This window comes from Delftia deserti (assembly GCF_042653485.1).
GTDB lineage: Bacteria > Pseudomonadota > Gammaproteobacteria > Burkholderiales > Burkholderiaceae_C > Comamonas > Comamonas acidovorans.
The window spans coordinates 5239338-5259529 of the sequence record NZ_JBHSIH010000001.1 but is presented as its reverse complement, the minus strand read 5'-3'; the positions used below and the strand labels follow the sequence as shown (position 1 = coordinate 5259529).

The 20192-nt window shown below is 68.2% G+C and carries 16 protein-coding genes and 2 tRNA genes; 11 read left to right on the top strand and 7 right to left on the bottom strand.

All coding sequences use genetic code 11. The features are described 5' to 3' along the window. The first annotated feature begins 76 nt into the window (after positions 1–76). The 3 genes from ACFPFG_RS24930 to ACFPFG_RS24920 are packed head-to-tail and all read left to right on the top strand — an operon-like array spanning position 77 to position 4971. Positions 77–790 (top strand): response regulator transcription factor, encoded by a 714-nt coding sequence (locus ACFPFG_RS24930; protein ID WP_183019985.1) that lies wholly within the window; start codon positions 77–79, stop codon positions 788–790. An 8-nt stretch (positions 791–798) separates the two neighbouring features. Further along, positions 799–2574 carry a FecR family protein gene (locus tag ACFPFG_RS24925; RefSeq protein WP_380110333.1) on the top strand — a complete coding sequence of 592 codons (1776 nt, stop codon included), beginning with the start codon at positions 799–801 and terminating at the stop codon, positions 2572–2574. A gap of 27 nt (positions 2575–2601) precedes the next feature. After that, entirely contained in the window at positions 2602–4971 is a 2370-nt protein-coding gene (locus ACFPFG_RS24920; RefSeq protein WP_380108703.1) for a CHASE2 domain-containing protein, read from the top strand. Between the two features lie 75 nt (positions 4972–5046). Here the strand turns inward: ACFPFG_RS24920 and ACFPFG_RS24915 are convergent. The 4 genes from ACFPFG_RS24915 to hrcA form a co-directional block, all read right to left on the bottom strand. Next, positions 5047–5123, bottom strand: a tRNA-Arg gene (locus ACFPFG_RS24915). Next, positions 5114–5290, bottom strand: a complete 177-nt coding sequence (locus tag ACFPFG_RS24910; protein WP_380108701.1) for a hypothetical protein — start codon at positions 5288–5290, stop codon at positions 5114–5116. Before ACFPFG_RS24910 ends, ACFPFG_RS24915 begins: the two co-directional genes overlap by 10 nt. Positions 5291–5299: 9 nt before the next feature. After that, a tRNA-Ile gene (locus tag ACFPFG_RS24905) sits at positions 5300–5378 on the bottom strand. Between the two features lie 67 nt (positions 5379–5445). Next, the gene (hrcA, locus tag ACFPFG_RS24900) at positions 5446–6450 is read right to left on the bottom strand and encodes a heat-inducible transcriptional repressor HrcA (protein ID WP_096913886.1); all 1005 of its coding nucleotides are present in this window, start codon (positions 6448–6450) and stop codon (positions 5446–5448) included. A 31-nt stretch (positions 6451–6481) separates the two neighbouring features. Between hrcA and ACFPFG_RS24895 the strand changes: the two genes are divergently transcribed. From ACFPFG_RS24895 to ACFPFG_RS24865, 7 genes are all read left to right on the top strand, one after another. Next, positions 6482–7378 carry an NAD kinase gene (locus ACFPFG_RS24895; protein ID WP_012207218.1) on the top strand — a complete coding sequence of 299 codons (897 nt, stop codon included), beginning with the start codon at positions 6482–6484 and terminating at the stop codon, positions 7376–7378. A gap of 2 nt (positions 7379–7380) precedes the next feature. Next, positions 7381–9156: a DNA repair protein RecN gene (recN, locus tag ACFPFG_RS24890; RefSeq protein WP_183019987.1), complete on the top strand. Its 1776-nt coding sequence runs from the start codon at positions 7381–7383 to the stop codon at positions 9154–9156. Positions 9157–9160: 4 nt separating this feature from the next. Beyond that, positions 9161–10063 carry an RNase adapter RapZ gene (rapZ, locus tag ACFPFG_RS24885; protein ID WP_183019988.1) on the top strand — a complete coding sequence of 301 codons (903 nt, stop codon included), beginning with the start codon at positions 9161–9163 and terminating at the stop codon, positions 10061–10063. Between the two features lie 29 nt (positions 10064–10092). Further along, the gene (gene creB, locus ACFPFG_RS24880; protein ID WP_183019989.1) at positions 10093–10812 is read left to right on the top strand and encodes a two-component system response regulator CreB; all 720 of its coding nucleotides are present in this window, start codon (positions 10093–10095) and stop codon (positions 10810–10812) included. 16 nt (positions 10813–10828) lie between these two features. Continuing rightward, complete coding sequence (creC, locus tag ACFPFG_RS24875) at positions 10829–12289, top strand: two-component system sensor histidine kinase CreC (RefSeq protein WP_380108698.1); 1461 nt, start codon at positions 10829–10831, stop codon at positions 12287–12289. A 113-nt stretch (positions 12290–12402) separates the two neighbouring features. Beyond that, positions 12403–13836 carry a cell envelope integrity protein CreD gene (gene creD / locus ACFPFG_RS24870; protein ID WP_380108696.1) on the top strand — a complete coding sequence of 478 codons (1434 nt, stop codon included), beginning with the start codon at positions 12403–12405 and terminating at the stop codon, positions 13834–13836. Next, positions 13833–14075 carry a hypothetical protein gene (locus ACFPFG_RS24865; RefSeq protein WP_012207224.1) on the top strand — a complete coding sequence of 81 codons (243 nt, stop codon included), beginning with the start codon at positions 13833–13835 and terminating at the stop codon, positions 14073–14075. Before creD ends, ACFPFG_RS24865 begins: the two co-directional genes overlap by 4 nt. Before the next feature lie 21 nt (positions 14076–14096). Here the strand turns inward: ACFPFG_RS24865 and mutY are convergent, their stop codons facing one another. From mutY to mutM, 3 genes are all read right to left on the bottom strand, one after another. After that, positions 14097–15167 carry an A/G-specific adenine glycosylase gene (gene mutY, locus ACFPFG_RS24860; RefSeq protein ID WP_197955261.1) on the bottom strand — a complete coding sequence of 357 codons (1071 nt, stop codon included), beginning with the start codon at positions 15165–15167 and terminating at the stop codon, positions 14097–14099. A gap of 4 nt (positions 15168–15171) precedes the next feature. Then, the gene (locus ACFPFG_RS24855) at positions 15172–17169 is read right to left on the bottom strand and encodes a dynamin family protein (protein ID WP_013800863.1); all 1998 of its coding nucleotides are present in this window, start codon (positions 17167–17169) and stop codon (positions 15172–15174) included. Between the two features lie 336 nt (positions 17170–17505). Continuing rightward, on the bottom strand, positions 17506–18336 hold the full coding sequence (mutM, locus tag ACFPFG_RS24850) for a bifunctional DNA-formamidopyrimidine glycosylase/DNA-(apurinic or apyrimidinic site) lyase (protein ID WP_380108693.1): 831 nt from the start codon (positions 18334–18336) through the stop codon (positions 17506–17508). A gap of 61 nt (positions 18337–18397) precedes the next feature. Between mutM and ACFPFG_RS24845 the strand changes: the two genes are divergently transcribed. Beyond that, entirely contained in the window at positions 18398–20185 is a 1788-nt protein-coding gene (locus ACFPFG_RS24845; RefSeq protein WP_183019995.1) for a tetratricopeptide repeat protein, read from the top strand. The last annotated feature ends 7 nt before the right edge of the window (positions 20186–20192 follow it).

Genomic DNA, 20192 nt, shown 5'->3' with positions numbered 1-20192 from the left:
AAACCGCCTATTTGCGGGCAGTCTTGCCCGCGGGCCCTGCGCCGGGATTGCGGCGCGTGCGTGAAAGGACATTTGGATGCGTATAGCTGCTCTGGACGATGATCCGCTGCAACTGGAGATGCTGCGTCAGGTCGCGCTGGAGACGGGCCACAGCTGCCACACCTACCAGACGGGCTCGGCCCTGCAACTGGAGCTTCGCCGCGAGAGCTTCGACCTGCTGATCGTGGACTGGCACCTTCCGGACATGGAAGGAACGGACCTGGTGCGATGGGCGCGCGGCCATGTCAGCCGCGAACTGCCCATCCTCATCATCACCCACCGCAGCGAAGAGGCCGACATCGTCGAGGGCCTGTCCTGCGGCGCCGACGACTTCATGGTCAAGCCCGTGCGCCATGGCGAGCTGCGCGCGCGCATGGCCGCCCTGTTGCGCCGCGCCTACCCGGTGAACACGCAAAGCGTGCTGGAGTTCGGACCCTACCGGTTCCTCACCACCACCAACAGCCTGGAAATGCACGGCCAGCCCATCGAAGTGACGCACCGCGAGTACACGCTGGCCCTGACCCTGTTCCAGAACCAGGGCCGCCTGCTGTCGCGCGAGCACTTGCGCGAAGCAGTGTGGGGGCACAACGCAGAAGTGCAGTCGCGCTCGCTGGACACGCATATCTCGCGCCTGCGTGCCCTGCTGAACCTGCGCGCCGGACAGCCCTATGCCATCAGTGCCGTGTACGGCTATGGCTATCGCCTCGATGTGCCCGACGCAGCCCTGCAGGCGCTGCAGCAGGCATCATGACCGTACGCATGGCTGCCACCCTGGGCAGGCCCGTATCACGGGCTTGCATGCTTGCCGCCCTCGGCCTGCTGGGCCTGGGCAGCGCACAGGCCCAGATCAAACCCGTGGGCCGCAACGGCGACACGATGGCGCACCGGGTCGTCGCCGGCGACACGCTGGAGCAGCTGGCGGCGCGCTACCTGGGCGATGCCCGCCAGTGGACCGATCTGCAGCAGCACAACGGCGTGGCCAATCCCTACCGCCTGCGGCCTGGCTCCGTGCTGGAGATCCCCGTGCGCCTGCTGCGCGCCGCCGTGGCCTCCGTGGAATTCGTGCAGGGCGATGCGCGCAGCACGCGCCCGCTGGACCACCTGGCCGATACGCAAGGCGCGGCCGGAGACGATGCGAGCCAGCCCCTGCGCAAGGGACAGACGCTGCAGGAAGGCGAACGCCTGCAGTTGGCCCCGGACGCATTCGTCGCCGTACGCCTGGCCGATGGCTCCCTGGTGCGCGTGCAGTCGCAGTCCGATGTGGTGCTGCGCCAGATGCGCCGCAAGGGCCGTGCCGGCAGCCTGCAGTCCGTACTGGACCTGCGCGAGGGCGGCGTCGAGGCCTCGGTGCCGCCTGAACCCGCCAACGCCCAGCGCCGCTTCGAGATCCGCACGCCCGCTGCATCGACCAGCGTGCGCGGCACCCGTTTCCTGGTCCAGGCCGATGCCGCCGGCAGCACGGCGGCCGCCGTCGATGAGGGCACCGTCGCCGTGGGCTCCGACGCCTCGGGCGCAAACACTGGCGATGCGCTGCTGCGCCCGGGCCAGGGCGTGGCAGTTGCTGCCAATGGCAGCGTGGGCGAGCCCCGTCCCATGCTGGGTGCACCCGACATCACGGCGTGGCCCGCGCTGGCGGAAGACGCCAACTGGATCAGCCTGCCCCTGCCCGGCTTGCCGGGCGCCGTGCGCTACCAGCTGCAGCTGTCGCGCGATGCCGACATGACCCAGGTGCTGCGCAGCGCCAGTTTCCAGGCCACGGCATCGCCGCTGCGCCTGGCGGGTGTGGAGGATGGCGACTACGTGCTGTCCCTGCGCGGCATCGATGCCCAGGGCATTCCGGGCGCAGCCAGCCGCCGCGCCCTGCGCGTCAAGGCCCATCCCGTGCCGCCGCTGTATGAATCGCCGCAGGCCGACGCCACCGTGGGCCTGGGTCGCGCCAGCCTGCAATGCACCCAGGTCGTGGGCGCTGCGCGCTACCGCATCCAGGTCGTCTCTGCCGATGCGCAGGCCGGCTTTGCCGAGCCCGCCGTCGATGCACGCGACTTGCACGACTGCGCACTGCCCGCCACCACGCTGGCCCACCTGCCGGCCGGACGCTATCTCTGGCGTGCCGCCAGCATTCGCACGCTGGCCGATGGCCAACCCGACCAGGGTCCGTTCGCCCCCGCCCAGACCATGCAACTGGCTGCCGTTCCTGCCCAGCCCTCGGCCAGCGCGCTGCAGTTGGGCGACGGCCCGGCCGAAGGCAGCCGCCAGATCCGCTGGAGCGGCGAGCCCGGCCAGCGCTACCACGTGATGGTGGCGCGCGACCAGGAGTTCACCGCGCCGCTGGTTGACCTCTGGACCGACCAGCCGCAATGGAGCACCGAGGACCTGCCCGCAGGCAGCTATTACCTGCGCCTGCAGATCGAGGATGCCAACGGCCTGCGCAGCGACTTCTCGGCCGCGCGCCAGTTCCGCACCGGCCGCTGGATCGTCGATGCCAGCGGCGAGATGATGCATTCGGGCAACGGAGAGCGCCTGCAGCGCCAGTAGCCGTGCCCGTTCATTCCCTGACCGCGCTTGTCCACCCTGCCGCCCCCGCCTGACAGCCCCGCCACGACGGCGCAGCCAGCGCCAGCGCGTGGCCGTGGACTGCGGCGGGACTGGCTGCTGCTGGCGGCGGGCCTGCTGTCCCTGGTGTTCTGGCTCGGCGGCGACGGGCAGCTGGACCGCATCAACGGCTTCGTCCAGGACACGGCCAGCTGGCTGCACCGGCCCAAGGCATCGCAGGACATCGTCATCGTCGCCATAGACGATGCCAGCATCGACGCCATTGGCCGCTGGCCCTGGCGCCGCGCCCTGCACGCCGGCCTGCTGGAACGCATCAGCCAGGCACCGCCGCGCGCCATAGGCCTGGACGTGATGCTCAGCGAGGAAGACCTGGACTACCCCGGCGACGACCTGCTGCTGGCGCGCGTTCTGCAGCGCAGTGGCCGCACCGTCTTGCCCGTGGCGCCAGGCAGCGGCCCGCTGCCGACCTTCGCACAGGCCGCAGCGGCGCTGGGCCATACCCAGCTGCCCGTGGACGCCGATGGCGCCGTGCGCAGCTTCCATGCCGTCGAAGGCAGCGCGCAGCAGCCCTGGTGGCACATGGCGCTGGCCCTGCATTGCGTGGGCGAGAACGGGCGCGCATGCGCCCGCCCGGAGCCCGTGCCGCCCATGGACCCCGACGCACCCTCCTGGCAGCGCCGCCAGCAGGAGATCATTGCCTTTGCACAGGCCGGGCCGGAGCAAGGCGCCAGGGACCGCTCGCCCTTCACCACCTATTCCTACATCGACGTGCTGCGCGGCCGCATTCCTGCGGCCGCATTCCGCGGCAAATACGTGCTCATCGGCACGACGGCCGCCGGACTGGGCAGCCGGTTCACCGCACCACTGGGCACCAGCGCGCGGCCCATCTCCAGCGTGGAGATGCTGGCCCACGTGCTCAACGGCAGCCTGCAGGGCTCTCATGCGCATCCCGCTTCGGCCACGCTCAACCGCGCGCTCAATGCGGCAGCCGTGCTGCTGGCCCTGCTGGCCCTGGCCTGGCTGGGCCCTTCCGGCGGCATGCTGGCCTGCGCGCTGCTGGCCCTGGCCTGCCTCTCGCTGGCCGGACTTGCGCCGCGCCTGTGGCAGGTGCAGACGGCCCCTGCAGCCGGCCTGCTGGGCCTGGCCCTGGCCTATCCGCTCTGGAGCTGGCTGCGCCTGCGCGCGGCCGCGCGCTTTCTGGCGCTGGAACTGCGCGACCTGCAGGGCCAGGGCCTGCCCACCGCGCTGCGCCTGGGCGGCGACCTGCTGGACCAGCGCATCGCGGCCGTGGAGCAGGCTTCGCGCCAACTGCGCGCCCTGCACCATTTCGTCAGCGAAAGCCTGCGCCAGCTGCCCTCGCCCACCTTTGTCTGCGACCGGCAGGGCCATGTGCTGCTGGCCAATGCCGCAGCCCACGCCTATGCGCGCAGCCTGGGGCATGGCCTGCGGGCCGGCGATGCCCTGCCTCGGCTGCTCGATGGCCTGCGGGTCCTGGACACGGCAGCCGGCGCATCCGCCGGCCAGCCCTTGCTCACGCCTGAGGCACTTGCCACCCACGGCCTGCCGCCCAGCAGCGAGGGGCGCGACCCCATGGGACGCAGCCTGATGCTGCTGACCCAGACCTTCGAGGCACCTCCCACCACGGGCTGGCTGATCACCCTGGTCGATATCAGCGATCTGCGCAGCGCCCAGGCCCAGCGCGACCAGGCCATGCAGTTCATCTCGCACGACATCCGGGCGCCCGTGGCCTCCATCATCACCTTGCTGGAGATGCAGCGCGGCGCCGCACAGGCGCCCGACCTCGGCCTCCTGCTGCCGCGCATCGAAGGCTATGCCCAGGCCTCCCTGCAGCTGGCCGACGATTTCGTGCACCTGGCACGCGCCCAGCAGCAGGCGCTGCGCCGGGAACGGCTGGACCTGGGCCTGGTGCTGGACCAGGCCGTGGAAAGCTGCTGGGCCCAGGCCTCTGCGGCCCACGTGCAGCTGGAGTTCCACCTGCCCGAACAGGAATGCCCCGTGCTGGGCGATGCGGGCATGCTCCACCGCGCGGCCGTCAACCTGATCGGCAACGCCATCAAATACGGAGCGCGTGCAGATCAGGCAAACCCCGCCACGGTGCAATGCCTGCTGCAGCAGGACGCAGGCCATTGCCGCCTCACCATCCGGGACCACGGGCCCGGCATGGATGGGCAGGCCGTCGCCCGGCTGAGCCAGCCGTTCGAGCGCCTGGACCATCACCGGCACCTCGACGGCGTGGGCCTGGGCCTGGCCTTCGTGCGCACCGTGGCCGCCCGCCATGGCGGGCGGCTTGAGATAGAAAGCATGCCCGGCCAGGGCAGCGCCTTCAGCATCGTGCTGCCGAAAGCGCAACAGGCCTGACCTGACATCCCAGGGATACGGATGCGGAAAACGAAAAAGCCCTGAAGTCTTTCAACTTCAGGGCTTTGCGTTTTTTGGTGCGGCTGGCAGGAATCGAACCCACGACCCCTTGGTTCGTAGCCAAGTACTCTATCCAGCTGAGCTACAGCCGCAACGCTTCGCATTGTAGCAGCGGGTTTTGGGGCTCCCGGACAAAAGCGCCATATTTCTGCAAAAAAACGGCAGCCGCATCCACCGGCAACCGGGCGATGGCCCGCCATGCGGCAGCCGTGCGCCCAGCAAAAAAGCCCGCCACCCGGAAGGGCGGCAGGCTTTCCATACCAATGGATGGTAGGGCCTCCCAGAGTCGAACTGGGCACCAACGGATTATGAGTCCGCTGCTCTAACCAAGCATGAGCTAAGGCCCCTGATTCACCAAGGCAGCACGGATGCAGTCCATGGCAAACAACTATTGTAGAGCCTAACCCGCAGGACTCAGCGCTTGTGACTCAGCGCATTGCTGACGAGCTTGGAGGTGATGTCCACGATCTGGATCATGCGGTCGTAGTGCATGCGGGTGGGCCCGATCACGCCCAGTGTGCCCACCACCTTGCCGTCGAGCTCGTAGGGCGCGCTGACCACGGACAGCTCCTCGAAAGGCACGACCTGGCTTTCACCGCCGATGTAGATGCGCACGCCTTCCGCCTGGCTGGAAAAATCCAGCAGCCTGAGGATCTGGGTCTTTTGCTCGAACAGGTCGAAGGCGCGGCGCAGATTGCCCATGTCGCTGGAGAAATCGCTGACCGACAGCAGGTTGCGCTCGCCCGCGATGACCACGTCTTCCTGGGCGCTGGTCATGGCCTCCGTGCCGATGTTGACGGCCGCCTGCATGAGCGTGGCCACCTCGCCGCGCAGCAGCTCCACCTCGCCCTTGAGGCGCTCGCGCACCTCTTCCATGGCCAGGCCCGCGTAGTGGCTGTTGAGGAAGTTGGAGGCTTCGATCAGCTGCGAGGCCGAGTAGTCCACATCGGTGAAGATGACGCGGTTTTGCACGTCACCGTCGGGCGATACGATGATGACCAGAAAGCGCCGCTCCGACAGCCGCACGAATTCGATGTGCTTGAACACCGAGGTGCGGCGCGGTACCAGCACCACACCCACGAACTGGGAAAGGCTGGACAGCAGGTTGGCGGCGTTGGCGATGACTTTCTGCGGCTGCTCGGGCGCGAGTTCGGGCGTCACGATATCGGCACGGTCTGCGGTGAGCATGGTGTCCACGAACAGCCGGTAGCCCCGGGCGGTCGGAATGCGGCCCGCCGAGGTGTGCGGGCTGATGATCAACCCCAGGTCTTCGAGGTCAGCCATCACATTGCGTATCGTGGCAGGCGACAATTCAAGCCCCGACGCACGCGACAGGGTTCGCGAGCCCACAGGCTGGCCGTCAGCGATATAACGCTCGATCAGCGCTTTGAGCAACAACTTGGCACGTTCGTCGAGCATGTGATGATTTTAATGATGTAATTTGCCGGAAATGACGTCCACGTTTCGCCACGTTGCCTTGATCGGGAAGTACCACGCTCCCAGCGCAAGCGCCCCGTCCGAGAATGCCAGCAACGCGCTTGAGCGCATTGCGGACTTCCTCAGGCGCCAGGGCTGCGAAGTCGTGCTCGATACCCAATCGGCCCTGCACGCAGGGCTCACAGACTACCCCACCCTCGATGTCGATGGCCTGGGCAGGCATTGCGACCTGGGCCTGGTCGTCGGCGGCGACGGCACCATGCTCGGCGTGAGCCGGCACCTGGCGCAATACGGAACGCCCCTGATCGGGGTGAACCAGGGCCGCCTGGGCTTTGTCACCGACATCGCGCTGGAGGACTTCGAGGCCACGCTCACGCCCATGCTGCAGGGCGAATACGAGGAGGACCTGCGCCCCCTGATGTGCGCCCGCGTGATCCGCGACGGCCAGTGTGTGTTCGAGGCCCTGGCCATGAACGACGTGGTGGTCAACCGCGGCGGCACCTCGGGCATGGTGGAGCTGCGCATCGAGGTGGGCGGCCGCTTTGTCTCCAACCAGCGCGCCGACGGCCTGATCGTGGCCACGCCCACGGGCTCCACGGCCTATGCGCTGTCCGCGGGCGGGCCGATGATGCATCCGTCCATCCCCGCCTGGGTCATGGCACCCATTGCGCCGCACAACCTGTCCAACCGCCCCATCGTGCTGTCCGATGCCAACGAGGTCACGATCGAGGTCGTGGCCGGGCGCGATGTCAGCGCCAATTTCGACATGCAGTCCCTGGCCTCGCTGCAGCACGGCGACCGCATCCTCGTGAGCCGCGCCCACCACAGCGTGCGCTTTCTGCACCCCAAGGGCTGGAATTACTTCGCCACGCTGCGCAAGAAACTGGGCTGGAACGAGGGAGGCGCCTGACCATGGCGCTCAAGCGCATCGTTCTGCGCGACTTCGTGATCGTGCAGGCCCTTGATCTGGACTGGCAGGCGGGCTTCACCGTGCTGACCGGGGAGACCGGCGCCGGCAAATCCATCCTGATCGACGCCTTGCAGCTGGCCCTGGGCGCCCGCGCCGACGCCGACGTGGTGCGCGAAGGCTGCACCCAGGCCGACATCTGCGTGGAGTTCGACGGCTGCGCACGGCTGCGCCCCTGGCTGGAGGCCGCAGGCCTGGCCTGCGAGGACAGCGGCCTGCTGCTGCGGCGCACGGTGGACGCCCAGGGCCGCAGCCGCGCCTGGATCAACGGCACGCCGGCCACGGCCACGCAGCTGCGCGCCCTGGGCGAGCAGCTCATCGACATCCACGGCCAGCATGCCTGGCAAAGCCTCACGCGGCCCGATGCGGCGCGCGCCCTGCTGGACGCCTATGCCGGCATCGACAGCCGCGAGGTCCAGGGCTGCTGGAGCCGTTGGTCCCAGGCCCGGCAGGCGCTGCAGCATGCGCAATCCGCCCAGGACAGCCTGCAGCGCGAGCGCGAGCGGCTGCAGTGGCAGATCACCGAACTCGACAAGCTGGCCCCGCAGGCCGACGAGTGGGACGACCTCAACGCCCAGCATACGCGCCTGTCCCATGCCCAGACGTTGATCGATGCGGCACAGACCACGCTGCAGATGCTGGAAGACGACGAGGCCGGCGTGATCAGCCCGCTGGGCCGCGCCAGCCATCTGATCCAGAACCAGGAGCACCTGGAGCCGGACTTCCAGAACATTGCAGACGTGCTGGCCTCATGCATGGCCCAGGCGCAGGATGCGCGCCATTCGCTGCAAAGCTATCTGCGCCGCGCCGACCTGGACCCCGAGCGCCTGGCCGAGCTCGATGAGCGCCTGTCGCTGTGGATGCAACTGGCGCGCCGCTACCGCCGCACGCCCGATGAATTGCCCGCGCTGCTGGCCGGATGGCGCCAGGAACTGCAGCAGCTGGACGCCGCCGTGGACATCGAGGCCCTGCATGCCGCCGAGCAATCGGCGCAGCAGCACTACCAGGCCAGCGCCCGGGTGCTGTCGCAGCAACGCGCCCTGGCCGCGCCGCGCCTGTCGCGCGCCATCACCCAGGCCATGCAGGGACTGGGCATGGAAGGAGGCCTGTTCGAGGCCGCCCTGTCCACGGCCGACTCCCCCGGTGCCTTTGGCGTGGACAGCGTGGCCTTTCTGGTCGCCGGCCACCCGGGCGCCAGTCCCAAGCCGATTGCCAAGGTGGCCTCGGGCGGCGAGTTGTCGCGCATTTCGCTGGCGATTGCCGTGACCACCAGCGAACTGGGCGAGGCCGGCACGCTGATCTTCGACGAGGTGGACTCGGGCGTGGGCGGCGCCGTCGCCGAGACCGTGGGCCGCCTCATGCACGCACTGGGCCGATCGCGCCAGGTGCTGTCCGTCACCCATCTGCCGCAGGTTGCCGCCTGCGCCGACCAGCACTACCTGGTGGCCAAGCAGCGCGCAAGGCAAGGCACGCTCAGCACCGTGCAGCCGCTGGACAGCGCCGCACGCGAGGCCGAGCTGGCGCGCATGCTGGGTGGCGAGCGCCAGTCCGAAACCACGATGGCCCATGCCCGCGAAATGCTGGCCATGGCGCGCCAGGCACCCGCGCCCCGCCCGCCCCCGCGACGGGCCGGCCGGCAGCGGCCACCGGCCGATGCCGAACGCGCACGATCCAAGCCGGGACGTGCGGCCAACGGCGCGCGCAACACCAATGGAGGCTGATGCCATGTCGCTTGAGATCGTGCTGATCACCGGGATGTCCGGATCGGGCAAATCCGTCGCCCTGCATGCGCTGGAGGATGCCGGCTACTACTGCGTGGACAACCTGCCCCCCGAGCTGCTGTCCGCCTTCGTCGAACTGGAGCATGGCCGCCACAGCAACAAGGTGGCCATCGCCATGGATGCGCGCAGCGCCGGCGGACTGCCCCACCTGCCCGGTCAGCTGGAACGGCTGCAGCGCCAGGGCGTCGTGCCCCACCTGGTCTTTCTGGACGCCACCACGGGCACCCTGGTGCGGCGCTTCTCCGAAACCCGGCGCCGCCACCCGCTGTCCCAGGGGCCGGTCGCCGAAGGCCGCCGCGCCCTGGTGCAGGACATAGAAAACGAGCGCGAGCTGCTGGGCGACCTGCGCGAGAAGTCGCATGTCATCGACACCAGCCACCTGCGCTCGTCCCAGCTGCAAAGCTATATCAAGGAGCTGATTGCGGCCCCGGTGGGCCAGATGACCCTGGTCTTCCAGTCCTTCGGCTTCAAGCACGGCCTGCCCTCGGATTCCGACTATGTGTTCGATGTGCGCATGCTGCCCAACCCGCACTACGAACCCCAGCTGCGCCCGCTGACCGGCATGGATGCACCCGTGGCCGAGTTCCTGCGCCAGCAGCCCGGCGTGGACCAGATGCGGCGCGACATCCAGCAGTTCCTGGAGTCCTGGCTGGACATGATGGCCAGCAACCACCGCAGCTATGTCACCGTGGCCATAGGCTGCACCGGGGGACAGCACCGCTCGGTCTTCCTGGTCGAGGAGCTGGCACGGCACTTCGCCCCGCGCTGGCCCACGCTGTGCCGGCACCGATCGCTGGACAGCCGGCCCACGCTCAAGCCTGCCGACTTGCTTGCGCACGACATCTGAGCGCCAGGCCCCGCCTCCGGAACACTGCGATGCAAGGCACGCCGTTGACGAATGCCCCCCGTGTGCTGCTTGTGGAGGACGACCCCGCCATCGCGCGCACCGTCTGCTATGCGCTGGAGCGTGACGGCATTGCCGTGCGCCACTGCCTGCAGCTGGCCGATGCACGCGCGCAATGGCAGGCGCAGCCGCCCGATGCCCTGCTGCTGGACGTGGGCCTGCCCGATGGCAACGGCCTGGACTGGTGCCGCGAGCTGCGCCAGGCCGGCGCCGTCGTGCCCCTGCTGGTGCTCAGCGCACGCGGCGAGGAAATGGACCGCGTACTGGGCCTGGAGCTGGGCGCCGATGACTACCTGACCAAGCCCTTCAGCCCGCGCGAGCTGGTGGCCCGCACCCGCGCCCTGCTGCGGCGCGCACAGCGCCTGCAACCCGCTGCAGCGACCAGCCCGACGCCCGCCGGCACCCTGTTCAGCATCGACCAGCAGGGCCAGCGCGTACGCATGCAGGGTGTGGCGCTGGATCTCACGCGGCGCGAGTACCAGCTGCTGCGCTGCCTGCTGGAGCGCCCCGGGCGCATCCTCAGCCGCGAGTTCCTGCTCGACAGCATCTGGGGCCAGGACAGCGACAGCACGGACCGCACCGTGGATACGCACGTCAAGACCCTGCGCGCCAAGCTGCGCGCCCAGGCGCCGCAGCAGGACTTCATCACCACCCACCGCGGCATGGGCTACAGCCTGACGCTGCCGGGCTGAGCCACCGCAGCACGCCATGCGCCTCGGACTGCGGCTGTTCTTTGCCTTTTTCGTCATCAACGGCCTGGCCGCATTCTTCGTGCTGCGCGTCTTCATGGTCGAGGTCAAGCCCAGCGTGCGCAAGGTGACCGAGGACACGCTGGTCGAGACCGCCTACGCCCTGGCCGCGCTGGCCAGCGACGACATGGCCAGCGGCGTGCTGCAGCAAAGGCCCGCCGACAGCCGCTTCGCGTACCACATGCAGGCCTATGCCAACCAGACCGTCAAGGTCTGGATCTGGGACACGCGCAAGACCAGCCTGGACATGCGCGTCACCGTCACGGACCAGAAGGGCCTGGTGCTGTTCGACTCGGCCGGCCTGGACCAGGGCGCCGACTACTCGCGCTGGCGCGACGTGTACCGCACGCTGCGCGGCGAATACGGCGCACGCACCACGCGCGAGGTGCAGAACGACGAGGCCAGCAGCGTCATGTATGTCTCGGCACCCATCATGGTCGATGGCCGCGTGGCGGGCGTGCTCACCGCCTCCAAGCCCGCCCACTCGGTGCAGAAGATCGTGGACAGCGCGGAAAGCAAGATGCTGCGCGGCGGCCTGCTGTTCCTGCTGCTGTCGGCCGGCGTGGGCTTTGCCGTCACCTGGTGGCTGGTCATCCATGTGCGGCGCCTGCGCAGCTATGCCCAGCAGGTACAGGCGCCCACGCTCAACGAGGCCGCCTCGCCCACCACGGCGCCCCCCATGCCCGAGGCCCCGCGCATGCCCGGCGAGCTGGGCGAGCTGGCCCGCGCCATGGAGAACATGCGCAGCCGCCTGGAAGGGCGCGACTACATCGAAGGCTATGTGCGCGCCCTCACGCACGAGCTCAAGAGCCCCGTGGCTGCCATCCGTGGCGCAGGCGAGCTGCTGCAGGAAGACCTGCCATCGGCCGACCGCGAACTGTTCGCGCGCCAGGTGGTGGACCAGTGCCAGCGCCTGCAAAACCTCGTGGACCAGTTGCTGCGCCTGAGCCAACTGGAGCAGCGCCGCGCCCTGCACCCGCACACGGCCTGCAGCCTGCAGGCCTGTGCCGAACAGGCCGTGGCGCAAGTCCACAGCGCAGCGCACCAGCGCCGCATCCAGCTGGTGCTGCAAGGCCAGGACAGCAGCGGCCCCTGGGAGCAGGACCTGGTGGTGCTGGCCCTGAGCAACCTGCTCAGCAACGCCATCGACTTCGCCCCAGAGGGCAGCAGCATCCACGTGGACCTGGAGCCCGGCCGCGTCAGCGTGCGTGACCACGGCCCCGGCGTGCCCGAGGCGCTACTCGGCCGGCTGGGCGAGCGCTTTTTCACCACCCCCCGCCCCAACGGAGAACGCAGCGGCACGGGACTGGGCCTGTCCATCGTGCTGCGCATCATGCTGCTGCACGGCGGCAGCATGCAGGCCGCCAACGCCCAGCCCGGGCTGCGTGTCACGCTGAACTGGCCACTGCGGGCACACTGACGCCCACCCCCTATCGGCCCTGCGAATCCGACTTCACACCCGCTTCACACACTTCATTCCGGCCACACAGCCCCCGCCCAGACTGCGTCCACGATCAACGAACGGGATGTGGAATGAAGAACCGACTGCTTGCCAAAGGCGTGGCCCTGCTGGTCATGCTGGGCCTTTTGATGCTGGGCCTGGGCCTGATACACGACGTGGTGCGGGACCGCATACGCAACCGCGACAACGCCGTGCAGGGCGTGGTCGCCAGCCTGGCTGGCCGCCAGACGCTGATGGGCCCGGTGCTGGTGCAAAACTGCACCGAGACCACTGGCTTGGAAAAAGGCAGCAAGACCGAATGGACCACGCGCCAGTTCCAGCGCATGCTGCTGCCCGACCAACTGCGCCACCAGGCCACGGCGCGCATGGAGGAGCGCTCGCGCGGCCTGCACCAGGTCAGCACCTATGCCATGCAGGACAGCATCAGCGCCAGCTTCACGAACGCCGCCCAGTATCTGGAAAAGCCCTCCATCGAAACGGCTGCCAACCAGACCGTGCGCTGCGGCGCACTGCGGGTGGCGCTGTCGCTCACCGATCCGCGCGGCATACGCTCGGCCACCATCGAAGCCGATGGCAAGAGCCTGGACGTGGGCCCCGGCACATCACTGGAGCGCTACTCGCAGGGCCTGCAGGCGGAACTGGCGCCGGCCCTGCTCAAGAAGGACGGGCCCCTTGAACTGAAGATCGCCCTGGAACTGGTGGGCACCGAAAAGCTGGCCTTCGTGCCGCTGGGCAGCCACAGCAAGGTCCAGTTGTCGGCCGACTGGCCCCATCCCTCGTTCGGTGGCAGCTTTCTGCCCAACCGGCGGGAGATCAGCGACAAGGGCTTCGAAGCCAGCTGGAACCTCTCGGCCCTGGCCTCGTCCGCACGCCAGGCCTTCACCGACCAGCAGCCGCTGTGCCAGCCCGGCCGCCGCGACATGGAGGAATACGCGGCCACCGCCCATGCCCCCAACAGCGGCCCTTGCCTGGAATCGCTGGACACCGACTTCGTGGACCCCATCAACGCCTACTCGTTGAGCGACCGCGCCACCAAGTACGGCCTGCTCTTCGTGGTGCTGACCTTCGTGGCCGTCGGCCTGTTCGAGGTACTCAAGCAGCTGCGCGTGCATCCCATCCAGTACCTGCTGGTGGGATCGGCGCTGTGCAGCTTCTTCCTGCTGCTGATCAGCCTGTCGGAGCACATGGGATTTGCCAGCGCCTACGGCATTGCCGCCTCGGCCTGCGTGCTGCTGCTGGCCTACTACGCCAGCCACATCCTGGGCAGCCTGCGCCGCGGCCTGCCGTTTGCGGCGGGCATCGCCGCACTCTACGGCCTGCTGTACGTGCTGCTGCAACTGGAGCAAAGCGCGCTCATCGTGGGATCGATCGCGCTGTTCGCGGTGCTGGCCCTGATCATGGTCTGCACGCGGCATGTGGACTGGTATGCCTTCGGCCGGCAGGATGGCGACCGCGGCGGTGAAGACGCGGGCACCCCACCCACCGTGGGAGCGCTGCAGCCATGAGCACCATCACCGCCATCAGCGATATTCGCAGCCCGGACAATCAGGCGCTGGAGCGCCAGCGCTGCGAGCAGGCCTGGCAACAGGCCGTGCAAAGCGGGGACCGCCATGCCCTTGGCTCCCTGCGCCTGCACATTGCCGACGCCACCGCACGCGCCAGGCGCACGCCCGGCGCGCGGGAGCAATGGCTGGCCTGGATGCTGCTGCGATGCGCCCTGCTGCTGCCGCGCCGCAGGTTCTAGCCAGCCGGTCCGGCCGTGGCCTCAGCCCGCGAATTGCGCATCCAGCAGCTTGCGTACCGGGGCTGGCAGGCCCATGTCGGCCCAGGCCCCGGCATCGGCCCAGCAGCCCTGGCCGTCCGGCGTGGCGGCATCGATGCCGCCGCTCTGCACGCGAACGCGCACCGGATGCAGGTGCAGATCGCGGTGGGTGAGCACATGCAGGAAGGCGGGCAGATCGGTCCAGTCCAGGGGCTCCGTTCCCGGCCAATGCTGTGCCGCCGCCTGCTCCAGCGCCTCGCGCCCGTTGAACACGGGCGGCGCATAAAGCCCCGCCCATATGCCCTGCTGAGGACGGCGCTCCAGCCAGACGCGGCCTTGCCCGTCCACGGCGATCAGCAGCCACCAGGCCTCGGAACTGCGCTTGAGCTTGCGCGTTCGCACGGGATAGTTTTCGGGATTGCCAAAGCGCGCCGCGCGGCACTGCGGCTGCAGCGGGCAGACCAGGCAGCTGGGCTTGCGCGGCGTGCAGATGGTGGCGCCCAGGTCCATCAGGCCCTGGGTGTAGCGCGGCATGGCCTGCTGCAGGTCCTCGGTGGGGCACAGCTGCTGGGCCAGGTCCCACAGTTCGCGCTCATTCCTGGCGACCGCCAGATCGGCATCGAAGGCCAGCACGCGCGTGAGCACGCGCCGCACGTTGGCGTCAAGGATGGGCACACGCTCGGAAAAGCAAAAGGAGGCGATGGCGCCGGCCGTGGACCGGCCTATGCCGGGCAGCGTGGCCAGATCCTCGGCCCTGCCGGGAAAGGCACCACCCCAGTCCTCGACCACGGCCTGGGCACAGCGGTGCAGGTTGCGCGCGCGGCTGTAGTAGCCCAGACCGCTCCACAGCGCCAGCACCGCGTCCTGCGGTGCGGCCGCCAGGCTGGCGACATCGGGGAAGGCATCGAGAAAGCGCTGGTAGTAGCCCAGCACGGTACTCACCTGGGTCTGCTGCAGCATGATTTCGGAGAGCCAGACGCGGTAGGGATCGCGCGTCTGCTGCCAGGGCAGGTGATTGCGTCCATGCGACGCCTGCCACTGCACGACGGGCGTGGCAATCGAGGGAAAGGTCAAGATATCAAGCAGTCAGTGAAGTTTCCTGTGCAGCCTTTGCCAGGCCGGGAAAGGCGGGCGTGGGCGACAGGGGTTGCAGCAGTTCCATGGTGGCCTGCCCCAGCTGCAGCTGCAAGGCCGTGAGCTGTTCGTCGGCGGTCTCGATCTCGGCAATGCGTTCCACCAAGCCCGAGGCCGCATTCTGGATGCGGTCCACCGCTTCGATGCGGCGGGCAAAGCTGCGCTTGCGCTCCTTCAATTGGGCATCCAGCTGGGCCGTGGCGGATTTGCTCCACATGTCCACGTCGTTGGCCGCAGACTCGAACACCGTGCGCAACCGCATCGCCAGCGCCTTGATCAGGCGCTGCGCAAACGCAGGATTGCTGCGCCTGAGCGCATGACCCAGGCCCAGGTACTGGGTGTAGCTGGCCTCGATGCGCTGCAGGTCGCCGCCGAACTCGGCCAGTTCCAGCTGGGCCGGAGCCTGCAGCGAGAAGCCGAACTCGGCATTGAGCTCCTTGAAGGTTGCGCCCAGCATGGACTGGATCTCTCCGGCCTGCGCCTGGGCCCGGGTCGCCACGGTGCGCAGGCGCTCGAAGGTTTCGGCATAGACCTTGCGGGCGCCCAGCTTCAGGCCGCGCTGCTCCAGCGCATCCTTGAGATCGACCAGTTCCTGCTTGAGCGCGCTGGAGCCCAGCTGGCGGAAGATGTCGCGCAGCATGCGCATGTGCACCAGCCGCACGGCCTGGATCCTGGCAGCGCTGGCATCGAAATCCTGCTGCTCGCTCTCGATGCGGTGGCGCATGGAGGCGATGACGCTGGCATTCTTGCCGCGCAGGCTGCGCAGCTCGGCCATCTGGTCGTCCAGGTCGCGGCGGCGGATGTTGAGCACGCGCTCCACCTCGACCTGCAACTGCTGCACATTGGCCCTGACGGCCGTCTGCAGCACCTTCTGGCGCTGGCCCATGATGCCCTCGGCCAGCATGTTCTCGAAAACGGGCAGTCCGCTGGCCTGCAGCAGCGCATCGTTGCTGGAGACCTTGGCCACCAGGCCCTTTTGCGCCGACACGGGCAGCACCCGCTCCATGGGCAGGCCCAGCATCTGTGCCGACTCCTGGCGCTGGCGCTGCAGTTGGGCCTGCACCTGCGACGCGGAACTCAGGCTGTCCCAGAGCGTGTCTATCTTGTTGAGCACCACGAGGCGGGAGTCGGCCAGCGCATGCTGGCCGGAAGCCACATCGGGCGGCAGCACATGGTCGCGCCAGATGGCCAGATCGGACTTGGTCACGCCGGTATCGGCCGCCAGCACGAAGACCACGGCATGGGCCTGAGGGATCAGGTTGACGGTCAGCTCGGGCTCGGCGCCCACGGCATTCAGGCCGGGCGTATCCAGAATCACCAGCCCCTGCTTGAGCAGGGGATGGGGCATGTTGATCAGCGCATGGCGCCACATGGGCACCTCGACCAGGCCCTGCTCATCCACGAAGGGATTGCCGCCCTGGTCCTCGTCATGCCAGAAGCCCCAGGTCCGGGCCAGCTCCACGGAAACCTTGCGCACCTCGGCCACCTTGGCCAGCGTGTCGGCGATCTGCTGGGCATTGTTCACGTCGAGCGGCAGCTGCAGCCAGGCCTCGGGACGGGCGCGCCACTGGCCCAGGCTTTCCAGCGATTCGCGCGTATCGATGGGCAGCAGGCGCAGGCTGGGCTGCAGCTCGGCTTCCCAGCCCAGCTCGGCGGGGCACATGGTCGTGCGCCCGGCGCTGGCCGGCATGAGGCGGCGACCATAGTGGGCGAAGAAGACCGCATTGATCAGCTCGGACTTGCCGCGCGAGAACTCGGCCACGAAGGCCACCATGACCTTGTCGCCACGCACCTGGGCTTCCAGCCGCTGCAGCCGCTCCTGCACCGCGACATCCAGCAGCTCCTGGGACTGCAGCCATTCCCGCAGCGCATGCAATTGCTGCGCGAAGCCGCGACGCCATGCGCCGTGCTGGTCGAACTGCTCGTTGAATGATGGTCCCACGTGTTTCCCCCGCCATTGCATCGCCAATGGCTGCCGATGCCTAGTGATCGCCTCGACATTGCGCCGCAAGCGTGCTGCCTGTTCTATTCAAAATATAGCACCGTCGCCCCGGTTTGCCTGCTGCGGCGTCCCAAGGCCGGCTCCTGGAGCGGGGGGATTAAGGGCAAAACATCTTTTATTTACAAATGAAACAATATTTCACCATCAATCCACCGAGATTGGTGCCTGAAATTTGCAGAAACAGGCGCTTTATGCAGATGCTTCGCGGGACCTCCCGCAATGCAACCGCAACAGGCGTTACGAGACGTTTGGAGTTCGCTCCGTTTTTTGGAGCAATCATCCCGCCTTCTGGCAGCGCGCGCAGAAGTAGGTGCTGCGCTGCCCCTGGCGCAGCATTTGCACAGGCGAGCCGCAATGCGTGCAAGGCAGGCCTTCTCGGCCATAGACCTTGGCCTGCAGTTGGAAGTGGCCGGCCATGCCGTCGGGCGCAGAGAAATCGCGCAGTGTCGTGCCGCCCTGCTCCACCGCCAGGGCCAGCACCCGGCGGATCTCCTCGAACAACCGGCGCACCTTGCGCGGCCCGACCTCGCAGGCCGGCTGCGTGGGCGCGATGCGTGCCATGAACAGCACCTCGGACGCATAGATATTGCCCACGCCCACGACCACGCTGCCGTTCAGCAGCAATTGCTTGATGGGCGTGCGGCTGGCCTTCAGGCCGGCCCGGAAGGTCTCGAACGAGAAACTGTCATCCAGTGGCTCCATCCCCAGATGGTCCAGCAGCCTGCGCGCCCAGGGATCGCTCTCGGCCGCCACATACATCACCGCACCAAAGCGCCGCGGATCGTGCAGCCGCAGCAGGCCCTTGCTGGTCTGCAGGTCGAAATGGTCATGCGTCCCTGCAGGCCCCAGCGGTGCTTCATGGGGGGCCACGAAACGCAGGCTGCCCGACATGCCCAGGTGCAGCATCAGCAGGCCCTCGCTCAGCTCCATCAGCAGATACTTGCCGCGCCGGCGCACGCCGCGCACATCGCGCCCGGCCAGCAGTTCGGTGGCAATGCCCAACGGCCAGCGCAAGGGCTTGCCCAAGGCCACGGATTCAATGCGCGCTCCGGCGATCTGCGCGGCAAAAGCGCGCCGCGTGACTTCTACTTCTGGCAATTCAGGCATGCGATCCGGGTTGTGCTGTAGTTGTGCGAAATGTGGTCTGGGCTTCGATTATTATGGTTCGATGGATCATCGCCTTCGCCTTCAGGGACTTGCCGTGGCAGCAGCCCTGGCCATGGGTTCCGCCACTGCCTGGGCACTCCCGGGCAAGACCGCAGCCACCATAGAGACGGAATCCCCCGAACCTCCCTCGTCGGCCGCCGCCTCCGCAGAGGACGATCGCGCCGCGCTCAATGCCGAGTTGTTCTACGAGATCCTGGTCGGCGAGATCGCCGCCAGCGAAGGCGCTCTGGGCGACGCCCAGGCCATGATGATGGAGGCCGCACGCACCAGTGGCAGCGAGCAGTTGTACCGGCGCGGCACCGAATTGGCACTGCAGTCGCGCTCCGGTGAACGCGCCCTGGCCAATGCCCGCGCCTGGCTCGACGCCTTCCCACAGTCCCGCGACGCCAACCGCTTCGTACTCCAGATCCTGGTGGCACTGAACCGCATCGCCGATACCGGCACCTATCTCAAGCGCGAGATCGAGGCCACGCCTGCGCCCTCCAAGCCCGCAACCTACCTGGGCATCACCCAACTCTACAACAACGCCAGCGACAAGGCGCTGGCGGCCGATGTGGTCGAGCAGGCCATGGCTGGCGAGACCGACAACCCCGCCAGCGGCCCCCTTGCCTGGGCCACCATCGGCCACATGCGCCTGGGCGCCGGGCAGAAGGCTGCCGCCATGCAGGCCGTGCAAAAGGCACAGGCGCTGACGCCCGATACCGGCCCCGTGGCCCTGCTGTCCATGGAGCTGCTGGAAGCCGGCTTGCCCGAGGCGGAGCCCATAGTCAAACGCTACCTGGCCAAGAACCCTTCGGCCCAGATGCGCATGGCCTATGCCCGCGTGCTGCTGGGGCAGCAGCGCATGGACGAGGCCCGCCAGCAGCTGGTCTCCATCACCGTGGATTCCCCCGAATACGCCGAAGCCTGGGCCACGCTGGCCGCGCTGCAGCTGCAATCCAACGACGTGGATGCAGCCCAGGCGTCCACCGAGCGCTTTGGCAAGCTCGTGCCGCAGATTCCCGCCGGTGTGGCGCGCAGTGCGGCCCAGTCCCAGTACTACCTGCTGCAGTCCCAGCTTGCAGAAAAGCAGGGCAAGTTCGCCGAGGCCGACGCCCTGCTGCGCCGCATCGACGACGCCCCCAACCTGTTGAGCGTGCAGGCGCGCCGCGCCGCCTTGCTCGCGCGCCAGGGCAAGCTCAAGGAAGCCCGCGCCCTCATCGAGGCCGTGCCCGCCAGCGGCCCCAGCCAGCAGCGGCTCAAGCGCCTGGCCGAGGTGCAGTTGCTGCGCGATGCCAATCAGAATGCCCAGGCCTATGCGCTGCAGGCAGAGCTGCAAAAGCAGGCTCCCGAAGACGCCGAGCTGGCCTACGACACGGCCTTGCTCGCGGAGCGCATCGGCAAATATGACGAAATGGAGCGGCTGCTGCGTGGCATCATCGCGCGCCAGCCCGATTTCCAGCACGCCTACAACGCGCTGGGCTACTCCTTCGCCGAACGCGGCATTCACCTGGACGAAGCCGAAAAGCTCGTCGGCAAGGCGCTGGAAATGTCGCCTGGCGACCCCTTCATCACCGACAGCCTTGCCTGGGTGAAATTCCGCCGGGGTGATCTGGACGAAGCCCTCAGGCTGCTCGAAGGCGCCTACGCATCCCGCCCCGACGTGGAGATCGCCGCACACCTGGGCGAAGTGCTCTGGGCCAAGGGCGATCGTGAACGCGCGCAGAAGATCTGGCGCCAGGGCCTGGCCACCAGCCCCGACAACACGACCCTGCGCGAAACCCTGCGCCGCCTGGGCGTCTCGCTTTGAGCCACCG

Bases quoted from the DNA above. Each gene is read 5' to 3' on its own strand.
- ACFPFG_RS24930 (WP_183019985.1), top strand. From the start codon at position 77: ATGCGTATAGCTGCTCTGGACGATGATCCGCTGCAACTGGAGATGCTG.
- ACFPFG_RS24925 (WP_380110333.1), top strand. From the start codon at position 799: ATGGCTGCCACCCTGGGCAGGCCCGTATCACGGGCTTGCATGCTTGCC.
- ACFPFG_RS24910 (WP_380108701.1), bottom strand. From the start codon at position 5,290: ATGGAAAGCCTGCCGCCCTTCCGGGTGGCGGGCTTTTTTGCTGGGCGC.
- hrcA (WP_096913886.1), bottom strand. From the start codon at position 6,450: ATGCTCGACGAACGTGCCAAGTTGTTGCTCAAAGCGCTGATCGAGCGT.
- ACFPFG_RS24895 (WP_012207218.1), top strand. From the start codon at position 6,482: ATGACGTCCACGTTTCGCCACGTTGCCTTGATCGGGAAGTACCACGCT.
- recN (WP_183019987.1), top strand. From the start codon at position 7,381: ATGGCGCTCAAGCGCATCGTTCTGCGCGACTTCGTGATCGTGCAGGCC.
- rapZ (WP_183019988.1), top strand. From the start codon at position 9,161: ATGTCGCTTGAGATCGTGCTGATCACCGGGATGTCCGGATCGGGCAAA.
- creB (WP_183019989.1), top strand. From the start codon at position 10,093: ATGCAAGGCACGCCGTTGACGAATGCCCCCCGTGTGCTGCTTGTGGAG.
- creC (WP_380108698.1), top strand. From the start codon at position 10,829: ATGCGCCTCGGACTGCGGCTGTTCTTTGCCTTTTTCGTCATCAACGGC.
- creD (WP_380108696.1), top strand. From the start codon at position 12,403: ATGAAGAACCGACTGCTTGCCAAAGGCGTGGCCCTGCTGGTCATGCTG.
- ACFPFG_RS24865 (WP_012207224.1), top strand. From the start codon at position 13,833: ATGAGCACCATCACCGCCATCAGCGATATTCGCAGCCCGGACAATCAG.
- mutM (WP_380108693.1), bottom strand. From the start codon at position 18,336: ATGCCTGAATTGCCAGAAGTAGAAGTCACGCGGCGCGCTTTTGCCGCG.
- ACFPFG_RS24845 (WP_183019995.1), top strand. From the start codon at position 18,398: ATGGATCATCGCCTTCGCCTTCAGGGACTTGCCGTGGCAGCAGCCCTG.